The sequence below is a fragment of the Sphaerisporangium viridialbum genome (assembly GCF_049674955.1).
In the GTDB taxonomy this organism is placed as follows: Bacteria; Actinomycetota; Actinomycetes; order Streptosporangiales; family Streptosporangiaceae; genus Sphaerisporangium; species Sphaerisporangium viridialbum.
Genome location: NZ_CP187232.1, coordinates 9,429,065 through 9,450,441, shown reverse-complemented (window position 1 = coordinate 9,450,441; position 21,377 = coordinate 9,429,065). Strand labels below are relative to the sequence as shown.

At 72.0% G+C, this 21,377-nt stretch carries 19 protein-coding genes; 10 read left to right on the top strand and 9 right to left on the bottom strand.

What is annotated here, in order from left to right; all coding sequences use genetic code 11:
• Nucleotides 1-77 precede the first annotated feature (77 nt).
• The 9 genes from ACOZ38_RS42545 to ACOZ38_RS42505 all read left to right on the top strand — a co-directional run bounded on the left by ACOZ38_RS42545 (nucleotide 78) and on the right by ACOZ38_RS42505 (nucleotide 10,666).
• The gene (locus ACOZ38_RS42545; RefSeq protein WP_424536513.1) at nucleotides 78-1,250 is read left to right on the top strand and encodes an efflux RND transporter periplasmic adaptor subunit; all 1,173 of its coding nucleotides are present in this window, start codon (nucleotides 78-80) and stop codon (nucleotides 1,248-1,250) included.
• Nucleotides 1,247-2,035: an ABC transporter ATP-binding protein gene (locus tag ACOZ38_RS42540; RefSeq protein ID WP_424536512.1), complete on the top strand. Its 789-nt coding sequence runs from the start codon at nucleotides 1,247-1,249 to the stop codon at nucleotides 2,033-2,035. The genes ACOZ38_RS42545 and ACOZ38_RS42540 overlap by 4 nt, the downstream gene beginning before the upstream one ends.
• A 67-nt stretch (nucleotides 2,036-2,102) precedes the next feature.
• Nucleotides 2,103-3,380 (top strand): ABC transporter permease, encoded by a 1,278-nt coding sequence (locus tag ACOZ38_RS42535; protein WP_424536511.1) that lies wholly within the window; start codon nucleotides 2,103-2,105, stop codon nucleotides 3,378-3,380.
• A gap of 28 nt (nucleotides 3,381-3,408) precedes the next feature.
• On the top strand, nucleotides 3,409-4,053 hold the full coding sequence (locus ACOZ38_RS42530; protein ID WP_424536510.1) for a hypothetical protein: 645 nt from the start codon (nucleotides 3,409-3,411) through the stop codon (nucleotides 4,051-4,053).
• A gap of 60 nt (nucleotides 4,054-4,113) precedes the next feature.
• Nucleotides 4,114-4,803, top strand: coding sequence for a response regulator transcription factor (locus ACOZ38_RS42525; RefSeq protein ID WP_405142181.1), 690 nt, complete (start codon nucleotides 4,114-4,116; stop codon nucleotides 4,801-4,803).
• Nucleotides 4,804-4,810: 7 nt separating this feature from the next.
• Complete coding sequence (locus ACOZ38_RS42520; RefSeq protein WP_424536509.1) at nucleotides 4,811-6,289, top strand: sensor histidine kinase; 1,479 nt, start codon at nucleotides 4,811-4,813, stop codon at nucleotides 6,287-6,289.
• A 511-nt stretch (nucleotides 6,290-6,800) separates the two neighbouring features.
• Complete coding sequence (locus ACOZ38_RS42515) at nucleotides 6,801-7,088, top strand: hypothetical protein (protein ID WP_424536508.1); 288 nt, start codon at nucleotides 6,801-6,803, stop codon at nucleotides 7,086-7,088.
• Nucleotides 7,089-7,151: 63 nt separating this feature from the next.
• Nucleotides 7,152-8,918, top strand: a complete 1,767-nt coding sequence (locus ACOZ38_RS42510; protein ID WP_424536507.1) for an ABC transporter — start codon at nucleotides 7,152-7,154, stop codon at nucleotides 8,916-8,918.
• Nucleotides 8,915-10,666: a GTPase gene (locus ACOZ38_RS42505; RefSeq protein ID WP_424536506.1), complete on the top strand. Its 1,752-nt coding sequence runs from the start codon at nucleotides 8,915-8,917 to the stop codon at nucleotides 10,664-10,666. Before ACOZ38_RS42510 ends, ACOZ38_RS42505 begins: the two co-directional genes overlap by 4 nt.
• A gap of 36 nt (nucleotides 10,667-10,702) precedes the next feature.
• Here ACOZ38_RS42505 and ACOZ38_RS42500 read toward each other — a convergent pair whose 3' ends face one another.
• From ACOZ38_RS42500 to ACOZ38_RS42480, 5 genes are all read right to left on the bottom strand, one after another.
• On the bottom strand, nucleotides 10,703-11,797 hold the full coding sequence (locus tag ACOZ38_RS42500; protein ID WP_424536505.1) for an SPFH domain-containing protein: 1,095 nt from the start codon (nucleotides 11,795-11,797) through the stop codon (nucleotides 10,703-10,705).
• A gap of 2 nt (nucleotides 11,798-11,799) precedes the next feature.
• The gene (locus ACOZ38_RS42495; protein WP_424536504.1) at nucleotides 11,800-12,231 is read right to left on the bottom strand and encodes an NfeD family protein; all 432 of its coding nucleotides are present in this window, start codon (nucleotides 12,229-12,231) and stop codon (nucleotides 11,800-11,802) included.
• Nucleotides 12,232-12,393: 162 nt separating this feature from the next.
• Nucleotides 12,394-13,599, bottom strand: coding sequence for a fumarylacetoacetase (gene fahA / locus ACOZ38_RS42490; RefSeq protein WP_424537192.1), 1,206 nt, complete (start codon nucleotides 13,597-13,599; stop codon nucleotides 12,394-12,396).
• Between the two features lie 833 nt (nucleotides 13,600-14,432).
• A complete protein-coding gene (locus ACOZ38_RS42485; protein ID WP_424536503.1) occupies nucleotides 14,433-15,608 on the bottom strand; it encodes a homogentisate 1,2-dioxygenase in 1,176 nt (391 codons plus the stop codon).
• A 108-nt stretch (nucleotides 15,609-15,716) separates the two neighbouring features.
• Nucleotides 15,717-16,364 (bottom strand): helix-turn-helix domain-containing protein, encoded by a 648-nt coding sequence (locus ACOZ38_RS42480; protein WP_424536502.1) that lies wholly within the window; start codon nucleotides 16,362-16,364, stop codon nucleotides 15,717-15,719.
• A 286-nt stretch (nucleotides 16,365-16,650) separates the two neighbouring features.
• On the opposite strand from ACOZ38_RS42480, the gene ACOZ38_RS42475 reads away from it, so the two are divergent.
• A complete protein-coding gene (locus tag ACOZ38_RS42475; RefSeq protein ID WP_424536501.1) occupies nucleotides 16,651-17,931 on the top strand; it encodes a hypothetical protein in 1,281 nt (426 codons plus the stop codon).
• On the opposite strand, the gene ACOZ38_RS42470 is transcribed toward ACOZ38_RS42475, so the two are convergent.
• From ACOZ38_RS42470 to ACOZ38_RS42455, 4 genes are read right to left on the bottom strand one after another with little or no spacing between them, the layout of a single operon-like run.
• The gene (locus ACOZ38_RS42470; protein WP_424536500.1) at nucleotides 17,928-18,719 is read right to left on the bottom strand and encodes an ABC transporter ATP-binding protein; all 792 of its coding nucleotides are present in this window, start codon (nucleotides 18,717-18,719) and stop codon (nucleotides 17,928-17,930) included. The genes ACOZ38_RS42475 and ACOZ38_RS42470 overlap by 4 nt on opposite strands.
• Nucleotides 18,716-19,528 carry an ATP-binding cassette domain-containing protein gene (locus ACOZ38_RS42465; protein WP_424536499.1) on the bottom strand — a complete coding sequence of 271 codons (813 nt, stop codon included), beginning with the start codon at nucleotides 19,526-19,528 and terminating at the stop codon, nucleotides 18,716-18,718. The genes ACOZ38_RS42470 and ACOZ38_RS42465 overlap by 4 nt, the downstream gene beginning before the upstream one ends.
• On the bottom strand, nucleotides 19,525-20,397 hold the full coding sequence (locus ACOZ38_RS42460) for an ABC transporter permease (protein WP_424536498.1): 873 nt from the start codon (nucleotides 20,395-20,397) through the stop codon (nucleotides 19,525-19,527). Before ACOZ38_RS42460 ends, ACOZ38_RS42465 begins: the two co-directional genes overlap by 4 nt.
• Nucleotides 20,394-21,359: an ABC transporter permease gene (locus tag ACOZ38_RS42455; protein ID WP_424536497.1), complete on the bottom strand. Its 966-nt coding sequence runs from the start codon at nucleotides 21,357-21,359 to the stop codon at nucleotides 20,394-20,396. The genes ACOZ38_RS42460 and ACOZ38_RS42455 overlap by 4 nt, the downstream gene beginning before the upstream one ends.
• Between the last annotated feature and the right edge of the window lie 18 nt (nucleotides 21,360-21,377).

Genomic DNA, 21,377 nt, shown 5'->3' with positions numbered 1-21,377 from the left:
CACCTGCTCCGCGTTGTCAGGAAACCTTCAGGGACGACGGAGGTTCGCCCAAGCGGGGTGGGCCAGGCTCAGGGGTCGTGAAGCTGTCGACGAAGCGCAGAGCGCTGATCGTGAACGGCGCCCTCGGGGTGCTGTTGCTGGGCGGCGCGGGCATCGCCTACGCATCCCTGAACGGGGGTTCCTCCGGAGGGGCGGCGCCGCTGACCACGCGTGTCACCCGAGGCACCGTCCTCGCCTCGGTGTCGGCCTCGGGCTCGGTGGAGAGCGGCAGGACCAGGTCGCTGGGCTTCAGCACCAGTGGCACGGTCGAGAAGATCTACGTCGAGGCCGGTGACAAGGTGTCCAAGGGCCAGATCCTCGCCAGGATCGACGACACGGCCGCGCAGGAGAGCCTGGACGCCGCGGCGGCGAGCCTCGACGCGGCGAACGACGCCGACACCACCACGGCTTCCGGTTACTCGCAGTACGTCCAGGCCAGGAACGCCTACCGGGACGCCAAGCGGACGGTCGACGGGACGGTGATCAAGGCCCCGTTCGCCGGCACGGTGACCGCCGTGAACGGGACGGTCGGCGGCTCCTCGTCCGGTTCTGGGTCGTCGGGTTCCGGCGGCTCCAGCGGCTCAGGGGCCTCCGGCGCCGGTAGCGGGGCCGGAGCCTCCGGCGCCTCGTCCGGCTCCGGTTCGTCCGGCGGCTTCGTCGACATCGCCGACACCAAGCGCCTCCAGGTCGTGGGCGACTTCACCGAGTCCGACGTGACCAAGCTGAAGGTCGGCCAGCCCGCGACCGTCACCTTCGACGCGCTGCCCGGCGTCACGGCGTCCGGCAAGGTGACGCTGATCGATCCGGTGGCCCAGACCAGCAACAACGTCGTGCAGTACTCCGCGACGATCTCGCTGAGCGACGTGCCGAAGACGGTGAGGCTGGGCCAGACGACCAGTGTGCAGGTCATCGTGGCCAAGGCCGACGACGTGCTGACGGTGGCCAGTTCGGCGATCACGACCGCCGGTGGCCAGAATACGGTCACCGTCCTGGAGGGCCAGAAGCAGGTCACCAGGCGGGTCGAGATCGGCGTCAAGGGCGACTCGACCACCGAGATCAAGTCGGGGCTCAACGAGGGCGACCAGGTGGTGCGCGCCACGGCGGGCACGGGCGGCAACCTGCAGGGAGGCTTCCCCGGCGGTGGATTCCCCGGCGGTGGCGGCGGCATCCGCCTCGGCGGCGGCGGTGGCGGGGGCGGGGGCGGACGGTGACCCCCTGGGACCGCGGAGACCGCACGGAAGGCGGCGCGCGGCTCGCGGCGAGTCGTACGGCCCCCGTCCTCGACGTGCGCGAGGTCAGCAAGATCTACGGCACCGGTGACGCCACCGTGCACGCGTTGCGCGGGGTGTCGCTGGCGGTCGACAGGGGCGACTACCTGGCGATCATGGGCGCCTCCGGCTCCGGCAAGTCGACGCTGATGAACATCCTCGGATGCCTGGACGTGCCGAGCACCGGTCGCTACCTCGTGGACGGCACCGACGTGGGGGCGCTCGACGACCGGCAACTGGCCATCCTGCGCAACAGGAAGATCGGCTTCGTGTTCCAGTCGTTCAACCTGATCCCGCGCATGAGCGCGCTGGCCAACGTGGAGCTTCCCCTGGCGTACGGGGGTGTCGGCGCGGGAACGCGCCGCCGGCGGGCGCTCGCGGCGCTGGACCAGGTGGGGCTCTCCGACCGCACCCACCACGATCCGAACGAGCTCTCGGGTGGCCAGCAGCAGCGTGTCGCCGTCGCCCGCGCGCTGGTCACCGCGCCGTCGCTGCTTCTGGCCGACGAGCCGACGGGAAATCTCGACACCAGGTCCACCGCCGACGTGCTGCGGATCCTCGACAGGCTCAACGCGGCCGGGCGGACGATCGTCCTGATCACGCACGAGGATGACGTCGCGAGCCATGCGAAGCGGATCCTCCGCCTGGTCGACGGCCTGATCGTCGAGGACCGCCGCCAGGCCCCCGTGGACGGCCCCCCGCCGAGGCTGCCGAGTGTGACCCCATGAACTGCTGGCCCCATCAACAGCCGGGCACGGAGCGGCTCCGGCTCCGGCGAGGAGCGGTGAGCGATCGATGAACGCCCTGGAGGTCCTGCGCTTCGCCGTACGTGGCCTGACGGCCAACAAGATGCGCAGCGCCCTCACCACGCTGGGCATCCTGATCGGCGTGGCGGCGGTGATCCTGCTGGTCGCGGTGGGTGAGGGCACGTCACAGTCGATCCAGCAGAACATCCAGCGCCTCGGGTCCAACACGCTGACCGTGATGCAGTCCTTCACGGGCGGCGGCGGTGGCGGGCGCGGTGGCGGCGGAGGGTTCGGCGGCGGTGGCGGAGCCCAGCAGCAGGGCGGCACCGGCCCGCGCACCCAGGCCAGGCAGCTGACCCTCGACGACGCCAGGGCCATGGCCGACCCGACCGGCGCGCCCTCGGTGAAGAGCGTGTCCCCGGTGGTCACCGCCTCCGCGCAGACGGCGACGTACGAGGGGGCGAGCCACGCCATCTCGCAGCTCGTGGGCACCTACCCGAGCTACTTCGAGGCGTCGAACAAGCCGGTGGCCAAGGGCTCGTACTTCGTCAACGACGACGTGCTGGCCGCCAGGAAGATCATCGTGATCGGCCAGACCGTGGCGGAGGACCTGTTCGGGACCGTCGACCCGCTCGGCAAGCAGATCAACATCACGGGCGTGCCGTTCACCGTGGTGGGCGTGCTGAAGGAGGCGGGCTCGTCCGGCTTCCAGGACGCCGACGACGTCGCGATCGCGCCGCTGCCCGCCGTACAGCAGAGCCTGACCGGGTTCGGGTCGCTCGGGCAGATCGTGGTGCAGGCCAAGAGCGCGACGGCGGTGGACGCGGCTCAGACGGAGATCACCGAGATCCTCAACCAGCGCCACGGCATCACTGGCACCGCCACGGCGGACTACCGGATACTCAACCAGGCCGCCCTCCAGGAGACGGTCAGCGCGGCGACCGGCACCTTCACGGTGCTGCTCGGCGCCGTCGCCGCGATCAGCCTGCTCGTCGGCGGCATCGGCATCACCAACATCATGCTCGTGACCGTCACCGAGCGGACGCGGGAGATCGGCATCCGCAAGGCCATCGGAGCGCCCCGGGGCGCCATCCTCGGCCAGTTCCTCGCGGAGGCCACGATGCTCAGCCTGGTCGGCGGCCTGCTGGGCGTGGCCATCGGAGTGGCGGGCAGCAGGTTCACGATCGCCGGTGTCCAGCCGGTCATCGTGCCCACCTCGATCGTGCTCGCCCTCGGCGTCTCGGTCGCGATCGGGCTGTTCTTCGGCAGCTATCCGGCGAACCGGGCCGCGAAGCTGCGCCCCATCGAGGCACTGCGGCACGAGTGACGTACGGCTACCGCACCAAGGAGAGATCATGAGTACGAGCAGGCGCAAGTCGTACCCGGCGGACGAACCGGTGACGGCGGGGGAGCTGCTGGAGGCCTCGCCGTTCGAGGGCGACCTCGACGCCGAGCTCGCCGTGCGGCCGGAAGGGCGCCGGATGTCCACCCTCACCCTGGTTCTCGGCGCGGGGGTGCTGCTCGTGGCGGGCATGCTCGCGGGCATCCAGGCGCAGAAGGCGTGGGGGTCGGCCGCCACGGGTGACCGGCAGGCCGCCGTGCAGGCGCTCCTCGGCGGCAACGGCGGGCAGCAGCGGGCCGGCGGCGCGGGCAGGGCCGGTGGCTACCTCGGCGGCGGCCAGGGCCTCGGGCAGGCGGGCCAGGGCGGTCAGGGCCAAGGGCAGGGCCAGGGCGCGTTCGGCAACGTGACGGTCGGCACGGTCAAGCTCGTGGACGGCGACAAGATCTACCTGGAGACGACGGGCGGCGGGGTCGTCATCGTCAGGACCTCGGGCGACACCAAGATCGAGGTCAGCAAGGAGGGCAAGGTCAAGGACCTCAAGCCCGGCGGCATGGCGATCGTCCAGGGTGAGCGGCGCAGCGACGGCAGCGTCAGCGCCAAATCGGTGAGCCAGGGCGGTGCCACCGGCGGCTTCGGCGGCAACCGGGGCGGTGGCTGATGTCGGGGAAACGACCGGTGCCGAGGAAAGCGAAGGCGGTACGGCGAACGGGGACATGTCATGCAGGGTGAGGCGAAACTGCTGGTCGTCGACGACGAGCCGAACATCCGCGAGCTGCTGTCGGCCACGCTCAGGTACGCCGGGTTCGACGTCATGACGGCGGCGGACGGGCGCGAGGCGGTGCAGCTCGCCGAGCGCGTACGGCCCGACCTGGTCGTGCTCGACGTGATGCTGCCCGACATGGACGGCTTCGCGGTGGCGAACCGGCTCCGCTCGGCCGGGAGGCGTACCCCGGTGCTGTTCCTCACGGCCCGCGACGAGACCGAGCACAAGCTCACCGGGCTCGGCCTGGGCGACGACTACGTGACCAAGCCCTTCAGCCTGGAGGAGGTGCTGGCCAGGATCCGGGCCGTGCTGCGCCGCACCCGGGCGGACCTCAACCTGCCCTCGCGGCTCCAGGTGGCGGACCTGGAGCTGGACGAGGAGGGCCACCAGGTCTGGCGCGCGGGCAGGCGGGTGAAGCTGTCGCCCACCGAGTACAAGCTGCTGCACTACTTCATGGTCAACACCGGCCGCGTGCTGTCGAAGGCGCAGATCCTCGACCACGTCTGGAACTACGACTTCGGCGGCGACAGGAACGTGGTCGAGTCGTACGTCTCGTACCTGCGGCGCAAGGTCGACACCGTGGAACCCCGGCTCATCCACACGCTCCGGGGGGTGGGCTACGTCCTTCGCGCACCACGTCAATGAGCCGGCGATGAGACCGAGGCCCGTCCAGGTGCTCAAGCGGCGCCTTGCTCGGTCCCCCCTGTGGCTGCGCCTGGTCGTGGGAACGCTACTCCTGGTCACGCTCGCCATCGCTCTGACCGGCGGGTTCGCCGTCCAGCTGCTCCGCGGCTACCTCGTGGACCGGGTCGACAGGCAGCTCGAACTGGCCAGCCGCCCGAGGCGCGACAACTACATCCCGCCCGCACTGCAGTCGCTGGACATCCCCCGGCCGCAGAGGCAGGTCGGTCTGTTCTACATGGCCATGCTCGGATCCGACGGCGCCGTCGAGCGCACCCTCCAGGAGAACCCGGACACCGACCCGCCCAAGCTCCCCCCGCTCACGCTGGACAAGGTGCGGCGCGCGACGCCGCGCCCGTTCACCGTGGGGTCGGACTCCGGCCTGAGCTGGCGGGTGATCGCCGTGGCCGACGGCACGCACATCCGCGTGATCGCGGTCCGCATGGACGACATCGACGCGACCGTCACCCGGCTCGCGACCATCGTGGCGACCGTGGGCGGCGGCGTGCTGGTCCTGCTCGGCTTCGCCTGCCACTGGCTCGTACGGCGGAGCCTGCGCCCGCTCGGCGAGATCGAAAGGACCGCCGGCGCCATCGCCGGAGGCGACCTGTCCCGCCGGGTGCCGCTGCGGCACCGCCGTACCGAGATGGGACGGCTCGGAAGGGCGATCAACGGCATGCTCGCGCAGATCGAGGCCGCGTTCAGGGACCGTGAGGCCTCGGAGATCGCGGCACGCAAGTCGGCCTTCCAGGCGCGCCGATCAGAGGACCGGATGCGGAGGTTCGTCGCCGACGCCTCCCACGAGCTGCGGACGCCGCTCACCTCCATCAGGGGCTTCGCCGAGCTCTACCGCCACGAGGCCCCCGACCTGGACGAGGCGGCCCGGCTGCTGCGCAGGATCGAGGACGAAGCCACCCGCATGGGCATCCTCGTCGACGACCTGCTGCTGCTCGCCCGGCTCGACCAGCAGCGGCCACTCGAACGCCGTCCCGTCGACGTGCTCAGCCTGGCCGCAGGGGCTGTGCTCGACGCGCAGACGCTCGCCCCCGACCGCGAGATCGACCTGGTGCGGCTGGACGACTCCGAGGATCCCGTCACGGTCAGGGGGGACGAGGCCAGGCTCCACCAGGTGATCGCCAACCTGGTGGACAACGTCCTGCGTCACACCCCGGCGGGCACGGCGTTCCGGGTGGGCGTCGGGGAGGTCGAGGGGAACGTGGTGGTCGAGGTGGCGGACGAGGGCCCGGGGCTGCCGGTCAAGGACGCGGAGCGGGTCTTCGAGCGCTTCTACCGCGCCGACCCCTCGCGCACGCGGAGCGGCTCTGGCGGCGCCGGCCTCGGCCTGTCGATCGCCGCCGCCCTGGCCCAGGCGCACGGGGGCGTGATCACCGTCGACAGCGAGCCCGGCCGGGGAGCGACCTTCCGCGTCACCCTCCCAGCCGACGCCTGACGGACGAAGGATCGACCTCCCTCGTCACTCCCGGCCGGGGCTTGACGGACGAAGGATCGACCGCCAACGTCACTCCCGGCCGACGCCTGACGGGCTAAGGAGCGGCCGCCCACGTCACTCACGGCCGGGGCTTGACGGGCGTCCGGGGGGTTTGACAGGTGAATTTCAGCTTCATCGCATGTGGCGCTGAGCTTGGGGGCCTGTCATGGATATCGCCAAAGTCCCTCGGTTTCCCGATGGAGTCCACCCTGTGATCGCGTTGCCCCGTGTTCTCGGCGTCGCCGCTGTGGCCGCCGTCCTGCTGACCTCCGGGTGTGGCGGAGATTCCAACGCCACGGCCGGTGCCCAGGCTTCGCCCGGCGGGTCCGGTGACCAGCGGGCGGCATTCACCGAGTGCATGCGCAGGAACGGGGTGGAAATGCCCACCCGCCGCCCTGACGCGGCACCCACGGCTCGGCCAAGTGGTACCCCGTCCCCTCGGCCGAGCGGACGACCGGGGGGCTTTGGCACCATGTCACCGGAGATGCAGAAGGCCTTCGAGGCGTGCCGCTCGCTGATGCCGCAGGGCGGTTACGGGCAGGGACGCGGCCCGAGGGGCGGCATGGACGACTCCGCGCTCCAGGCGTTCCGCTCGTGCATGAAGGACAACGGGGCCGAGCTCCCGCAGAACGGCGGCATGCGTGAGCTGAAGACGAGCGACCCCGCCATCGCCAAGGCCCTGGAGAAGTGCCGCCCGCTCCTTCCCACCGGCCGTCCAGGGCAGCCGGGAGACCAGCCCTCCGCGCAACCCACCGCTTAGCGCGGAATGCCCCTCTGAGCAGCGCTTTTCCGCAGGCTGCGGATACCTCGGCTCTCTCGGGGCATGACCGGTCGTATGGCGGGGAACAATGGCCTGCTCGTGGCCCTTTCGACCCTGCGGCGTCAGCTCGATCACGATCTGTTCCCCCTCGCGATCGGCGACGTCGCTTCGCACCGTCGTGCCCTCAAGGAGCTCAGAGGGCAGCTCGACGACTACCTCCTGCCGCGCGTCGCGGCCATGGACGCTCCGTTGCTGGCCGTCGTCGGGGGCTCGACGGGGGCGGGCAAGTCCACCCTGGTCAACTCCCTCGCCAGCGCGGACGTCACCGAGCCGGGAGTTCTGCGGCCCACGACGCTCGCCCCCACCCTGGTGGCCAACCCGGCCGACGAGGTGTGGTTCACCCGGCAGAAGGTGCTGCCCGGCCTGGCCAGGACCACAGGACGGGGTCGCGGCGAGCCGGGCACCCTGCGCATCGTCACGGCCACCACCCTTCCTCCGGGGCTCGCCCTGCTGGACGCCCCCGACATCGACTCGGTCGTCACGGCCAACCGCGAGATCGCGGCGCAGCTCCTCGCGGCGGCCGACCTCTGGCTGTTCGTCACCACGGCCTCCCGTTACGCCGACGAGGTGCCGTGGGGCTTCCTGCGCAGCGCCCGCGAGCGGAGCACGGCGCTGGCGGTGGTCCTCGACCGGGTGCCGCCTGAGGCGCTCGAACCGGTGAGCGCGCACCTGCACCGCCTGCTCGACGCCAACGGCCTCGCCGGCACGCCCCTGTTCAGCGTGCCCGAGGTGGTGCTCCCGGAGGAGAACGCCCGCCTGCCCGAGGAGGCCGTACGGGCCGTGCGCGACTGGCTGGCCGCGATCGCGGCCGATGCCCAGGCGCGGGCCGAGGTCGTGCGCAGGACCCTCTCGGGGGCGCTGGAGAGCATCACCGCCCGGGTTCCGATGCTCGCGGACGAGGCCGACCGGCAGCGGGCCGGGCTCGCCGACCTGCGGGTCTCCGTGGAGTCCGCCTACGGGACGGCCATGGCCACCTTCGACGACGGCATACGCGACGGCTCGCTGCTGCGCGGCGAGGTGCTGGCCCGCTGGCAGGACTTCATCGGCACCGGCGACTTCATGCGCACGCTGGAGTCGCGCATCGGCTGGCTGCGCGAGCGCATCGTCTCGGCGTTCACCGGGCGGCCCGCTCCTGACACCCAGCTCAGGGTGGCCCTGGAGACCGGGGTCGAGGCGCTGATCCGCTCGGCCGCCGACGCCGCCGCCGAGCGCACTCTGGAGGCCTGGTCCGGCATGCCGGCGGGCCGTGACGTCATCGAGCGGGCGGGCGCGGTCTCGGCGGGGCGGCTCGGCCGCGCGTCCGCCACGCTTCCCGAACGCGCCTCCTCGGCCGTGCGGGCCTGGCAGGGGTACGTCCTGGACCTGGTCGCCAAGGAGGGGGCCGAGAAGCGCACGACCGCCAGGCTCGCCTCGTTCAGCGTGAACGGCGCCGGCCTGCTGCTCATGCTCATGGTCTTCGCCTCCACAGGGGGGCTCACCGGCATCGAGGTCGGCATCGCCGGAGGCACGAGCGTGCTGAGCCAGAAGCTCCTGGAGGCCGTCTTCGGGGACCAGGCCGTACGGACGCTCACCCAGGCGGCACGCGAGGACCTCCAGCAGCGGGTGCGCGAGGTGCTCGACGCGGAGGCGTCCCGGTTCACCTCGCTGCTCGAAGGCGTCGGGCCCCCCGAGGACATGTCCGCCGCGCTCAGGCAGGCGGCGCGGACCGTACGGGACCACCGGGGTGAGATCGACGTGCCCGCGATGGAAGCCGGGGTGGACCGGCCGTGAAGGTGCTCCGGCGGTCCGCCGCGGTGTCGCTGGACGACAGGCTGACCGCGCTCGCCGAGGCGGCGGACCTCGCCGAAGGGCGCCTGGACGAGGAGGCGGTCGCCGAGGCCCGCGCCGTGGTCTCCCGGGCGGGGGCGCGGCGGAGCCTCTCGGTGGACCACACGGTCGTGGCGCTCGCCGGGGCGACGGGCAGTGGCAAGTCCTCGCTGTTCAACGCCCTGTCGGGCACCACGCTCGCCGGGGTCGGGGTGACCCGGCCGACGACCTCGACGGCCCAGGCGGCGATGTGGGACCCGGAGGGGGCCGGGCCGCTCCTCGACTGGCTGGAGATCCCGCGCCGCCACATCGTCGACGGCGTCGACGGCTCGCTCTCCGGGCTGATCCTGCTGGACCTGCCCGACCACGACTCCATCGAGCTGGCCCACCGCCTTGAGGTGGATCGCCTGGTCGCGGTGGTCGATCTGCTGGTGTGGGTGCTCGACCCGCAGAAGTACGCCGACGCGGCCGTACACGAGCGCTACCTCCGTTCGCTGGGCAGGCATCGGGACGTCATGGTGGTCGTGCTGAACCAGACCGACCGCCTCACCCCCGCGGCGGCCGACCGCTGCCTGGGCGACCTGCGGCGGCTGCTGGACGAGGACGGGCTGCCGGGCGTGCCCGTCGTCGCCACCTCCGTACCCAGGGACACCGGGATCGCCGACCTGCGCGCGACACTGGCCAAGCGCGTCGCGGAGCGGCGTACGTGGGCCGCGCGGCTGGCGGCGGACGCCGGCACGGCCGCCGACCTGCTGGCGCTCGCGTCGTCGGGCGGGCCCGCCGACGGGACCTCCCTGCCCGAGGGCGGTCCCGACAGGGCGGCCCCGCTGTCCACGGGCGAGCTGGAGAAGCGGGCCAGGGCCGCCGAGGCGGCGCTGTCGGACGAGCTGGCCAGGCCGCTGACCGCCGCGCTCGCGGAGGCGGCGGGCGTCCCGCTCGTGGTGGAGGCGGTCGCCAAGGCCCACAGGCACCGGTCGATCGCGGCCACCGGCTGGCCGGTGACCCGGTGGCTTCGGCGCTTCAGACCCGACCCGCTGCGCCGCCTGCACCTCGGCGTCCCCCTCGCGGACGGCGCGCGCACGTCCCTGCCGCCTGCGGAGCGCGGCGACGAGGGCTCGCCGGCCCGGGCGGAGATCGCGGGACGTACGTCGATCCCGCCCGCGACGGCCGTCCAGCGGTCGCGGATGGACACCGCGATCAGGGACGTCGGCTCGGCCGTCTCCGCCGGTCTGCCGGAGCCGTGGGCGGTGTCCGTACGGCGGTCGGCGCGCTCGCGGGCGGACGATCTCGCCGAGAACCTCGACCGCGCGATGGCGGTGACGTCGGTGGGCAGCGGCAGGCGTCCCCGGTGGTGGCGGGCGGTCGGGCTGCTCCAGTGGCTGCTGTTCGCGACCATGCTGGCCGGCGTGCTCTGGCTGTCGGGGCTGTTCCTGCTCGAATACCTCCGCTTCCCCGAGCTGCCGACGCCGACGCTCGGCGAGGTGCCGTGGCCCACCGTCCTGCTGGGAGGAGGAGCCCTCGCCGGGCTTCTCGTCGCCCTGCTGTCGCGGGTCGCGGCGGCCCTGGGCGCGAGGCGCAGGGCGCGCAAGGCGCGGCGGGCACTGTGGGCGAGCGTGGACACCGTGGGCCGTGAGATGGTCCTCGACCCGGTGCGCGACGAGCTGTCGCGCGTACAACGCTTCGCGGGCCTGCTCACCACCGGCCGGGGCTGACCTCGGCCGGTGGCTCAGCCCCCTGGAGGCGGGGGCTCAGGACTCGTCGGGACGAGGCTCCCTCAGCGCCTCGGCCGGCTGGGGCCGCGCGTTTCCCAGCCCGGACAGGGCGTCGGGGGCGGCCGTCCCGGGGCCGAGGCTGCGGGGGCCGGTCTCCTCCGCGTCGGCGATGGCGTCCTCGGCGGCCTTCGCGGCGATGGCCGCCTCGTCCCTCGCCGAGCTCTTGTGCTCGGTGACCTCGCGGGTGGCGGGGGAGCGGGGCAACGACTCGGTGAACGCCTTGGACACCCCCTGCAGGGCGGAGGTGACCTCGCTGGGGATGACCCAGAAGGTGTTGCCGGAGCCCTGGGCGAGCTGCGGGAGGACCTGGAGGTACTGGTAGGCGAGCAGCTGCGGGTCGGGGTCGTTGCGGTGGACCGCCTGGAACACCTCGTCGATGGCCTGCGACTGGCCCTCGGCCTTGAGGATCGCGGACGCCCGGTCACCCTCGGCGCGCAGGATCGCGCTCTGCTTCTCACCCTCGGCGGTGAGGATCTGCGACTGCCGGAAGCCCTCGGCGGTGAGGATGGCGGCCCGCTTGTCACGCTCGGCGCGCATCTGCTTCTCCATCGCCTCCTTGATGCTCTTGGGCGGGTCGATGGCCTTGATCTCTACCCGGTTGACCCGGATGCCCCACTTGCCGGTGGCCTCGTCGAGCACCCCGCGCAGCTGGCTGTTGATGGTGTCGCGGGAGGTCAGGGTCTTCTCCAGGTCCATGCCGCCGACGACGTTCCTCAGGGTCGTGACCGTGAGCTGCTCGACGCCCTGGATGAAGTTGGCGATCTCGTACGCCGCCGCGCGCGGGTCGGTGACCTGGAAGTACAGCACGGTGTCGATGTCGACGACGAGGTTGTCCTCGGTGATCACCGGCTGGGGCTTGAAGGACACCACCTGCTCGCGCAGGTCGATGAGGGGCTTCACGCGGTCGACCCACGGGATCAGGAAGTTCAGGCCTGGCCCGAGCGTGCGCGAGTAGCGCCCGAGGCGTTCGACGTTGCCCGCCCGCGCCTGGGGGACGATCCGGATCGAGCGCAGCACGGTGAACACCGCCAGCAGGGCGATCAGGATTCCGGCGATCAAAGCGGCGTCCATGTTCACTCCCGGGGATAGACGAGGGCGGTCGCGCCCTCTATTTGTATGACGTCCACGGTCGCGCCCGCCGGGATCACCAGGGTCTCGTCGTAGGCGCGGGCCGACCACTCCTCTCCTCCGATGCGTACCCGGCCGTTCAGGCCGGTGACCTCACGGGTGACGTAGGCGGGCTTTCCGACCAGGGCCGCGACGCCGAACCGCTGCACGGGAGGCAGGGCGACATGTCGCTGCGCGATGGGCCGGAGAACGGCGAGACCGGAGACGGAGGAGAGGATGAAGACCGCGAGCTGGAGGCCGGCAGGCAGGCCGATGGCGGCGACCACCGCCGTCAGGAGCGAGGCGGCACCGAGCAGCCCGAGTGCCGCGGTGAGCGTGAAGAGCTCCGCCACGCCGAGCACCGCCGCCAGTATCAGCCAGAAGATCCATGAGTCCATTTGCCCCGGCCCTCCCTTATAAGGAGAAACGCGTTCTAGGCGTCGGTGGTTCCTTGTTCACCACCGTAGTCCTAAATTTTGGGGTACGGCAGGGCAAGCTCGCCTGCCCCGGCCCCGGAGGAGGTCGAACGGGCACACCGAGTGATCAAGCCCTGAGAGGGGTCAGTTTCGTGCGGGAAGGATCGTGCCCGTCACCTCGCCCAGCGCGATCTCCGTGCCGCCGGGGCCGGGGGCCGTCGCGGTGATGCGCACCGTGTCGCCGTCTTCGAGGAAGGCCCGCGTCTGGCCGTCCGAGAGCTTGACGGACTCGGTGCCGTTCCAGGTGATCTCGATCAGCGACCCCCGCTGACCCTGCTCGGGCCCGGAGACCGTGCCGCTGGCGAACAGGTCGCCCGTGCGCAGGGAGGCGCCGTTGACGCTCATGTGGGCGAGCATCTGGTCGGGCGTCCAGTACATCTCGCGGTACGGCGGGCTGGAGATCGACTCGCCGTTGAGCTCCACGCCGAGCGTGAGGTCGAGACCCCACGGCTCCCGCCTGGCAAGGTAGCCCAGCGGCTCGGGATCCTGCGCCCGTCCGGGCACGCGGGCGTGTTCGAGGGCCTCCAGCGGAGTGATCCACGCGGAGATCGAGGTGGCGAACGACTTGCCGAGGAACGGCCCGAGCGGGACGTACTCCCACGCCTGGATGTCACGGGCGCTCCAGTCGTTCACCAGCGTGACCCCGAAGACGTGATCGGCGAAGTCTCCCGCGCTCTCGCCGAAGCGGGTCGGCGCCCCGACGACGAACCCCAGCTCGGCCTCGATGTCGAGCTTCACGGACGGCCCGAATACCGGCATGTCGCCGTGCGCGGGGGCGCGCTGGCCACGGGGACGGGTGATCGGGGTGCCGGAGACCACGACGGTGCCCGACCGGCCGTGGTACCCGACCGGCAGGTGGCGCCAGTTGGGCTTGAGGGGGTTCTCACCGGGCCTGAACATGCGGCCGAGGTTGGTCGCGTGCTCCAGCGAACAGTAGAAGTCGACGTAGTCGCCGACCTCGATCGGCATGTGGAGCCGCACCTGGTGCAGCGGGATGAGGTGGGGCTCGGTCGCCGCGCGGTTCGCCGACGCCTCACCGGCCTCCGCCGAGAGCAGGCGCTGGATGCGGCGCCGGGTGTCCCGCCAGGCCCTACGGCCCCGGGCCAGGAAGCCGTTGAGGCTCCCGGTGGCGAACACCTCGTCGTGCAGGGCGGGCGCCAGGTCGAGAACGTGGTCGCCGATGCGCGCGCAGGCGCGGGGAGCGTGCCCGGGGCGGGAGAACACGCCGTAGGGCAGGTTCGCCACGGTGTAGGCGGACGCGTCGGCTCCGGGTACCCAGCTGGTGGTCACGATCTCCTCTTTGACGGCCGCCGCCGGCCTCCGGTGGTGGTCGGCCAGGCCGAGCCGGGCCAGGTCGTCGATGGGTGTGAATGTGTTGCACGAGCCGTAGGAGACCAGCAGCTCCCTGGCCCGCCGCGCGGTCTCGTGCGGCACGGCCCGCGCCAGCTCCACCAGCTCGCGCTTGTCCATGAGGTCGAGCACCCGGACGGGGTCACGGCCCTCGACGGCCGCGCACACGGCCATCAGGATGTTGAGGAAGCCGTGCCGGTAGACGCCGAGGCCAGGATCGGGGTGGCGGACCGCGTGGTGCAGGCCGGCGGTCGCCTTGAACGGGATGTTCCGCTCGACGCAGTTGCGGATGAAGACGCCCAGCTCGTGCGTGGAGGGGAACAGCTCGGGCGTGAGCCCCCCGCAGCGGACCTTCAGCCCCACCCCCTCGGGCACCTCGTGGAGGTCGGTGGGCGGCACCTCGACGAACAGCCGCGCGCCGGAGTTCCTCGGACGGACGCGCTCGACCACCTCGGCGATGCTCGAACCCGGCGGAAGGGCCGTCTCCACCAGCTCGACGTCGATGCCGGCGAGCTCGCCCTCGCCGAGCAGGTCGAGGCGGGGGAAGTCGGGCGTGTCGATGATGAGCCCCACCCTGATGGGCCGGGTCAGATGCGCGCGCAGCTCGTGCAGGCGGCTGGCCTGGCAGAGGAACCGGTGGCTGAGCACCGGGCTTCCGGCGTCCTCGTCGGCGTAGTGCCGGGCGACCGCGTCCGACATCGGCAGCAGCGCGGGAGGGAACAGCCCGGCGTCGTCGACCAGAGCGGTGAACAGCGGGCTCGTGCCGGGACGGGTCATCGGGCCCACGTCCAGGCGTACCCCGGGTCCTCGCAGGACAGCGCGGCGTCGCCGAGGTCGAGCGGCCGGAAGGTGTCGACCATCACGGCCAGCTCACTGGTGACCGTCATGCCCCGCCGCACCGCGTCGACGGCGGCCTCGACGGCGCCCGGCTGCGGGCCGTGCGTGAAGCCGGCCGGATGCAGGGAGATGGACCCGACGTCGATGCCCGAGCCCTTGCGCGCGGTGTAGTCGCCGCCCGCGTAGAACATGAACTCGTCGGAGTCGACGTTGTGGTGGTTGTACGGGATCGGCACGGCGTCGGGATGGAAGTCCAGCGGCCGGGGGCAGAACGAGCAGATGACGAAGCCCGGCCCCTCGAAGGTCTGGTGGACGGGCGGCGGCGCGTGCGTGCGCTTCACGATCGGCTCGAAGTCGGCGATGTTGAAGGCGTACGGGTAGAGGTAGCCGTCCCAGCCGACCACGTCGAACGGGTGGTGCGCGTAGGTCAGCCTGGTCAGGCCGCCTCGGGTCCTGACCAGGACGGGCGTCTCGGATTCCTCCACGATCAGCGGCTCGCCGGGCGCCCGCAGGTCGCGCTCGGAGTAGGGCGCGTGCTCCAGGAACTGGCCGTACTGCGACAGGTAGCGCTTCGGGGGCCGGATGTGCCCGGACGCTTCGATGGCGAGGGCCCGCACCGTGGTGCCGTCGAGCGGCACCCAGCGGTGGATCGTGCCGGTGGGGATCACGACGTAGTCGCCCTCCCCGGCCTCGATCACCCCGTACGTGGACTCGAAGCGCACCCGGCCGCTCGCGACGTAGACGCACTCATCGCCCTTGGAGTCGCGGTAGAGCTCGCTCGGCCGGTCGGCGGCGGCGTACGACAATCGGACGTCCGCGTTGCCCGCCAGCGGCCGCCGGCCGGTGACGAGATCACCGCCCGAGGGAAGATCCTGGGTGCGGAAATGGCGCGGGGACAGCGGGAGGTTCGGCGAGAGGCCGGCTCGCGTGCCGTCGGCCACCGCCTCCGCCTTGACGATCGCGGTCGGCAGGTGGCGGTGGTACAGCAGCGAGGAGTCGGAGGAGAAGCCTTCCTCCCCCATCAACTCCTCCGCGTACAGCCCGCCATCAGGCTTCTTGAACTGGATATGCCGTTTGCGCGGCACCTCGCCGACGGTGCGGTAGTACGGCATCGGCCCTCCTGTGTACGCATATCGGACAGCATTGTCCTCTATACGTACGACGATCCGCCATCGCGCCGACGATGTCAATCTCACGCGGGCAGGTCAGACCCCGCACGCTCATTCGAGGGCCCGGCGGAGCTCGGCGGCGGCGGCGGAGACGCGGGGGCCGAGGATGGCGGCGTCGATGGCGCCGAACGTCACGATGCCCACGGACGCCTCCAGCCACGGCAGGCCGGGCAGCGGGGCCGCGATGCCGCGCGCGCCCTCCTGGAGCTGCCCCTCGGTGACCAGGTAGTCCGTGCGGCCCTCGCGCAGGGCCAGGATCGCCAGCCCCGCCGCCCCGCGCGAGAGCGGATGGCGCGAGCCCTCGCGGTAGGCGACGTGCATGTCCGTCCAGGTCGGCTCCACCACGGCGATCGCCAGCCCCTCGTCTCCCTCGGCCGCCGTCAGGTGCGCCGTGGCGCCGGTCTCCTCGGCGAGGCGGCGCAGGGCGGGGAGCGCGGCGGCTCGCAGCAGGGGCTGCACGGCCCTGGCCAGCGCGAGGACGCCGAAGCCCAGATGGGCGCGTCCCTCGGCGTCCCGACGGGCGAAGCCCTCGTTCTGGAGGGTGGTGAGCAGCCGGTAGACGATCGGGCGGCTCAGCTCCAGCTCCTGCGCCAGCTCCGTGGGGGTGCGCCCTCGGTGGCCGTCGGCGAGCAGCCGGAGCAGCCTGAGCCCCCGCTCCAGGGTCTGGGCCGACTCCGGGCTCCCCTTGTGATCGCGCATCTCCCGATTATGCGAGGTGACACCACGTGCGAGTCGGCGCGGGTGGCCTCCCAGGACGCGTGCGGTGTCCGTAACGCCCGGTTGCGGGGGCCGTACGGGAGAGAGAATTTTCGCGTTCGCCCGGTGGTGCCCGAGAGGATCATGCGAGGTGAGGGCCGATATCGGCATATTCGCCGGTCAATGAATCCCGCTGAGCCACTGGTCGAGTAAAGATACGCCCGATACAGTCGTTTCGATCGTTTACGGGCGATCACTATTCATTTCGCTCCGCCCAAGGAGACGCTTGATGCGAATCAGGAGAGCCCTCGCCCTCAGCGCCGCACTCACCGTGCTCGCGGTGGGCATCCCGGCCGCCACGGCGTTCTCCGAGGACGGCGCCGACGAGTGTAAGAACGTCACCAACGGTGGCTCGCAGTCCGACCCGCAGTGCTTCTGGATGGCTCCGACCCCCCAGGACGCGCTCGACATCGTGCGGTTCTGGGCCAAGGACGACGGAGCCAAGCTCAAGGGGGCCAGCGAGTACCCCGTCGGGTGGATCGACTGCACGGTGGAGGCCTGCAGCGCCGACGGCGAGGGTGACGGCCAGGCCCACGGCGAGGGAGACCCCGCGCCCGAGGGCTACCAGGACGACAACACGCCGCCCGCCTGCCAGACCGCCGGCGAGACCTGCTCGGTGACCCCCGAGGAGATCGCCGCCGCCGCGCAGACCGCCGCAGGGCGGGCGATCGCCGCCGCCGCCGCGAGCGGCATGCGGGTGTGGGTGGACACCGAGCTCCTCGACGAGTACAAGGCCGGCACCGCCGCCTTCGCCGCCGCCGTCAGGAAGGCCGGCGCGCTCGCCGCGCAGCCGGGCGTCGTCGGCATCCGGTTCACCTCGCAGCTCGGCTACAACGGCGCGGTGAAGACGCCGGAGGAGATGCAGTCGTTCGTCACGGCCGCCGCCGGCGCGCTGCACCAGGTGGCCCCCGGCAAGAAGCTCGGCGTCCACACGGTGGTGCCGGAGTTCGGCTGCGGCAACAGCGACCTGTGCAAGGCCGAGATGACCAAGAAGTATCCGCTGCTCGCGCCGAAGAACATCGAGCCGCTGCTCACCTCCGGCTCGGTCGACCAGCTCGCGCTCGACGCCGGCCTCCTCTCGACCGCGTACGCCACCTGGAACATCACTCCGCAGCAGGCGCAGCGCAACCAGTGGAGCAAGGTCAAGACCCTCGCCTGGGACACGCTCGCGCAGATCGCGGCCGAGGACGCCGGGCTGGCGGGCAAGAACGCCTCACCGCTCACCGCCGAGCAGGCGGCCACGGCGGCGCAGGAGCGCATCACCACCCCGCTGAAGGACGGCGCCGCGACGGTCAACCTCTGGACCCGCTGGCAGGACGGCACGGGCGCGACGTACCGCGTGATGGGCTCGGGCCTCGCCTCGACGCCCGCCTGGGAGCAGCTCGGCAAGCTGGAGCCGCTCCAGCGCCGCCTGACCACGATGTTCAACCCGGCTTCGCCCGAGGTCGGCATCGCCGAGGACGTCAAGAAGCTGTCCGAGGTGTTCAGCCAGGTCTACGTCACCGACTAGGCCTGGATGCGCGGGGGAAGGCGCGGCACGCTGTCGACCAGACGGCGGGTGTAAGGATGACGAGGAGAGCCGAGCACGGCGGCGGTGTCGCCCTGCTCGACGATCCGGCCCCGTTCCAGCACGGCGGTGTGCCCGCACAGCGTCGCCACCACGGCGAGGTCGTGCGACACCATGACCACGGTCAGGCCGCGCGTCTCCCGCAGTTCGGCCAGCAGGTCAACGATGCGCACCCGGGTCGAGACGTCCAGGGCGCTGACGGGCTCGTCGGCGAGCAGCACGCGCGGCTCGCACACGATGGCCCGCGCGATGGCGATGCGCTGGCGCTGCCCGCCGGAGAACTCGTGCGGGTAGCGGCGGGCGGCGTCCGCCGGAAGCCCCACCGCGTCCAGCGCGGCGGCGACACGTACGTTGGCTGGGTCTCCCTGGGTGCGGGGGGCCGTGAGCAGGCCAAGCGAGCGCAGCGGTTCCGCGACGATCCTGCCCACACGCTGCCGGGGGTCGAGCGAGGAGTACGGGTCCTGGAACACGGTCTGCACGCTGCGCCGGAAGGCCCGCATCCGGCCTCGCCCCCGAGGTGAGAGTTCCGCGCCGTCGAACAGGATCTGCCCGTCGGTCGGCCGCGCGAGCCCGAGGAGCAGGCGCAGCAGGGTGGTCTTTCCCGCGCCCGACTCGCCGACCAGCGCCACGCTCCGGCCGGGCGTGACCGCGAGGGAGATGTCCGACAGCACGGGCGCGGCGCCGCGGTAGGCGAAGCCCACCTGGCGTGCCTCAAGGATGGCCGGGGTCAACGTTGGCTCCAATCGAGCGCGCTGTCGAGTTGCCGCGCGCTGCCCACCAGGTCACGGGTGTACGGATGGCGCGGCGTGCTGACGATGTCGAGAACGCGCCCGGACTCCACGGCCACGCCGTCCTTGAGCACGAGCACGTGGTCGGTCACGGCCGACACGACCGCGAGGTCGTGGCTGATGAACAGCAGCGCCATCCCGCGCGCGGAGACCAGGCCGTCCAGCAGCGCCAGCACCTCGGCCTGGACCGTCACGTCGAGGGCCGTGGTGGGCTCGTCGGCGATCAGCAGGGCCGGTTCGCAGGCGAGGGCCATGGCGATCGCCACCCGCTGGCGCTGGCCACCGGAGATCTCGTGCGGGTAGGCCTTCGCGATGCGGCCGGGGTCGGTCAGCCGCACCTCTTCGAGCGCCGCGATGACCGCCTTGCGAAGGGCGGCGCCCCGCAGCCCGCGTACGCGCCGGAAGGGCTCGGCGAGCTGGCCGCCGACCCTCATCAGCGGGTCCAGGGCGGTGAGCGGCTCCTGGAAGACGATGGTCGCGGCCCGGCCGCGCAGCCCGTTCAGCCGCCGCTCCGCCGCGCCCACGACCTCGGTCCGTACGAGCCCGGGGGCGTCCAGCACCACGCTGCCCGACACGGTCATCCCGGCGGGGGTCAGCCCCATGATCGCGAGCGCGGTCAGCGACTTGCCGGAACCGGACTCCCCGATCAGGCCGAGGCGGGCGCCCGGCTCCATCGTGAACGACACGCCGGAGACGAGCGCGCGGCCGTCCGCCGACCTCACTGTGAGCTCGGTGACGTCGAGCAGGCTCATCGGGTCCTCCGCCGGGTCGGGTCGGCCACGTCCCTGAGGCCGTCGGCGACGAGGTTCACCCCGACGACCAGCACGACCAGGAGCACGCCGGGCGCGATCGCCCCGAGCGGCGCGGTCAGCACGGTCGCCTGGGCCTCCTGCAGCATCCGTCCCCACGAGGCGTTCGGCGGCGGCGCCCCGAGCCCGAGGTACGACAGGCTCGCCTCGGCCAGCACGGCGAGGCCGAGCTGCAGCGCGAGGTTGACCAGCAGCGTCGGCCAGATGTTGGGAAGGACGTGCTCGGCCACCACGCGCGGCCAGGAGGTTCCCGACGTGCGCGACGCGGTGATGAAGTCCTGGGCCAGCACCCGCTTGACGAGCACGCGGGTCAGCCGCGCGACGATCGCCGACATCGCGAGCCCGATCGCCAGGATGGCCGAGGTGAGGGACGCGTCCCGCGCCGCCACCACCAGCATGGCGAGCAGGAGGGTGGGGAAGGCGATCAGGATGTCGAGCAGGGCCGAGATCGTGTCGTCCAGCCACCGGGTGGCGAACCCGGCGAGCAGGCCGGCGGCGACGCCGAGGAGCCCGCCGAGCGCCACGGAGCCGGCGCCGGCCGTCAGCGCCACCCGGGCCCCGATCATGAGCTGGGTCAGCAGGTCGCGGCCGAGCTTGTCCGTGCCGAGCAGGTGGGGCGGGCCGGGGGGCGCGAGCCGCCCGCCCGAGGTGTCCTCGGGCGCGAACGGCACCCAGAACAGCGAGACGACCGCCACCGCGACGATCGCGCCGGCCAGCACGCAACCGATCACCAGGGTCGCGGAGCGGCGACGGCGACCGGCTGGTGCCGGATCGGCCGCCTTGAGGGGGCCGGCGGTGTGCGGGTGGCTCATCGGGCGCTCCGTGACAGGGTGCCGCGCAGGCGCGGGTCGATCAGGCGCTGGACCAGGTCGGCGAGGAAACCGATCACCAGCACGCCGAAGGTGCTGACGAACAGGACGCCCTGGACGATCGGGTAGTCATGCTGCGCGATCGCCTTGGCCAGCATGCTGCCGAGCCCCGGCAGGGCGAACACGCTCTCGACCACCACCGCGCCGAGGAACGTCGTGGCCAGCTCGATGCCCATGATCGAGACGACGGGCACGGCCGCGTTGCGCAGGCCGTGGCGCCACATCGCCATGGTGAACGACGAGCCCAGCGCCCGGAACGTCCGCAGGTAGTCGCTGTCCAGCACGTCCACGGTGGCCGAGCGCACGTACCTGATGAGCGAGGCGGACATGACGAGGGCGATGGTGACGACGGGCAGGGCGAGCGAGGTGAGCGCGTCGGCGGGGTCGGCCCAGTCGTCCTGCGGGAAACCGCCTGCGGGAAGGATCTGGAAGTACAGCGCGAACGCGGTGATCAGCAGCATTCCCACCCAGAAGACCGGGACGGCGATGCCGAGCTGCGATATCCCGTTGAGCAGCGGCCCGTACCAGCGGTTCGACCGGTGGGCCGCGACGAACCCGACCGGGACGGCGACCACGACGGCGAGGAGGAACGCCAGCAGTGTGAGCGGGACGGTCACCACCAGGCGCGAGGCGATCTCGGGGCCGACGGGAAGGCTGCTGACGAACGACGTGCCGAGGTCGAACGTCGCCATCTGCCCGAGCCAGGTGACGAACTGTTCGGGCAGCGGGCGGTCCGACCCGATCCGGTGGCGCGCGGCCGCGATCTGCTCGGGCGAGGCTCCGACCGACAGCAGCGAGTTGGCCGGGTCGCCGGGAAGCAGGCGCAGCAGCAGGAACAGCACCGTGCTGGCCAGCAGCAGCGAGATGACCAGGAAGGCCACGCGCCGCAGCAGGTAGGTGGTCATGACAAGCCGATCGATCAG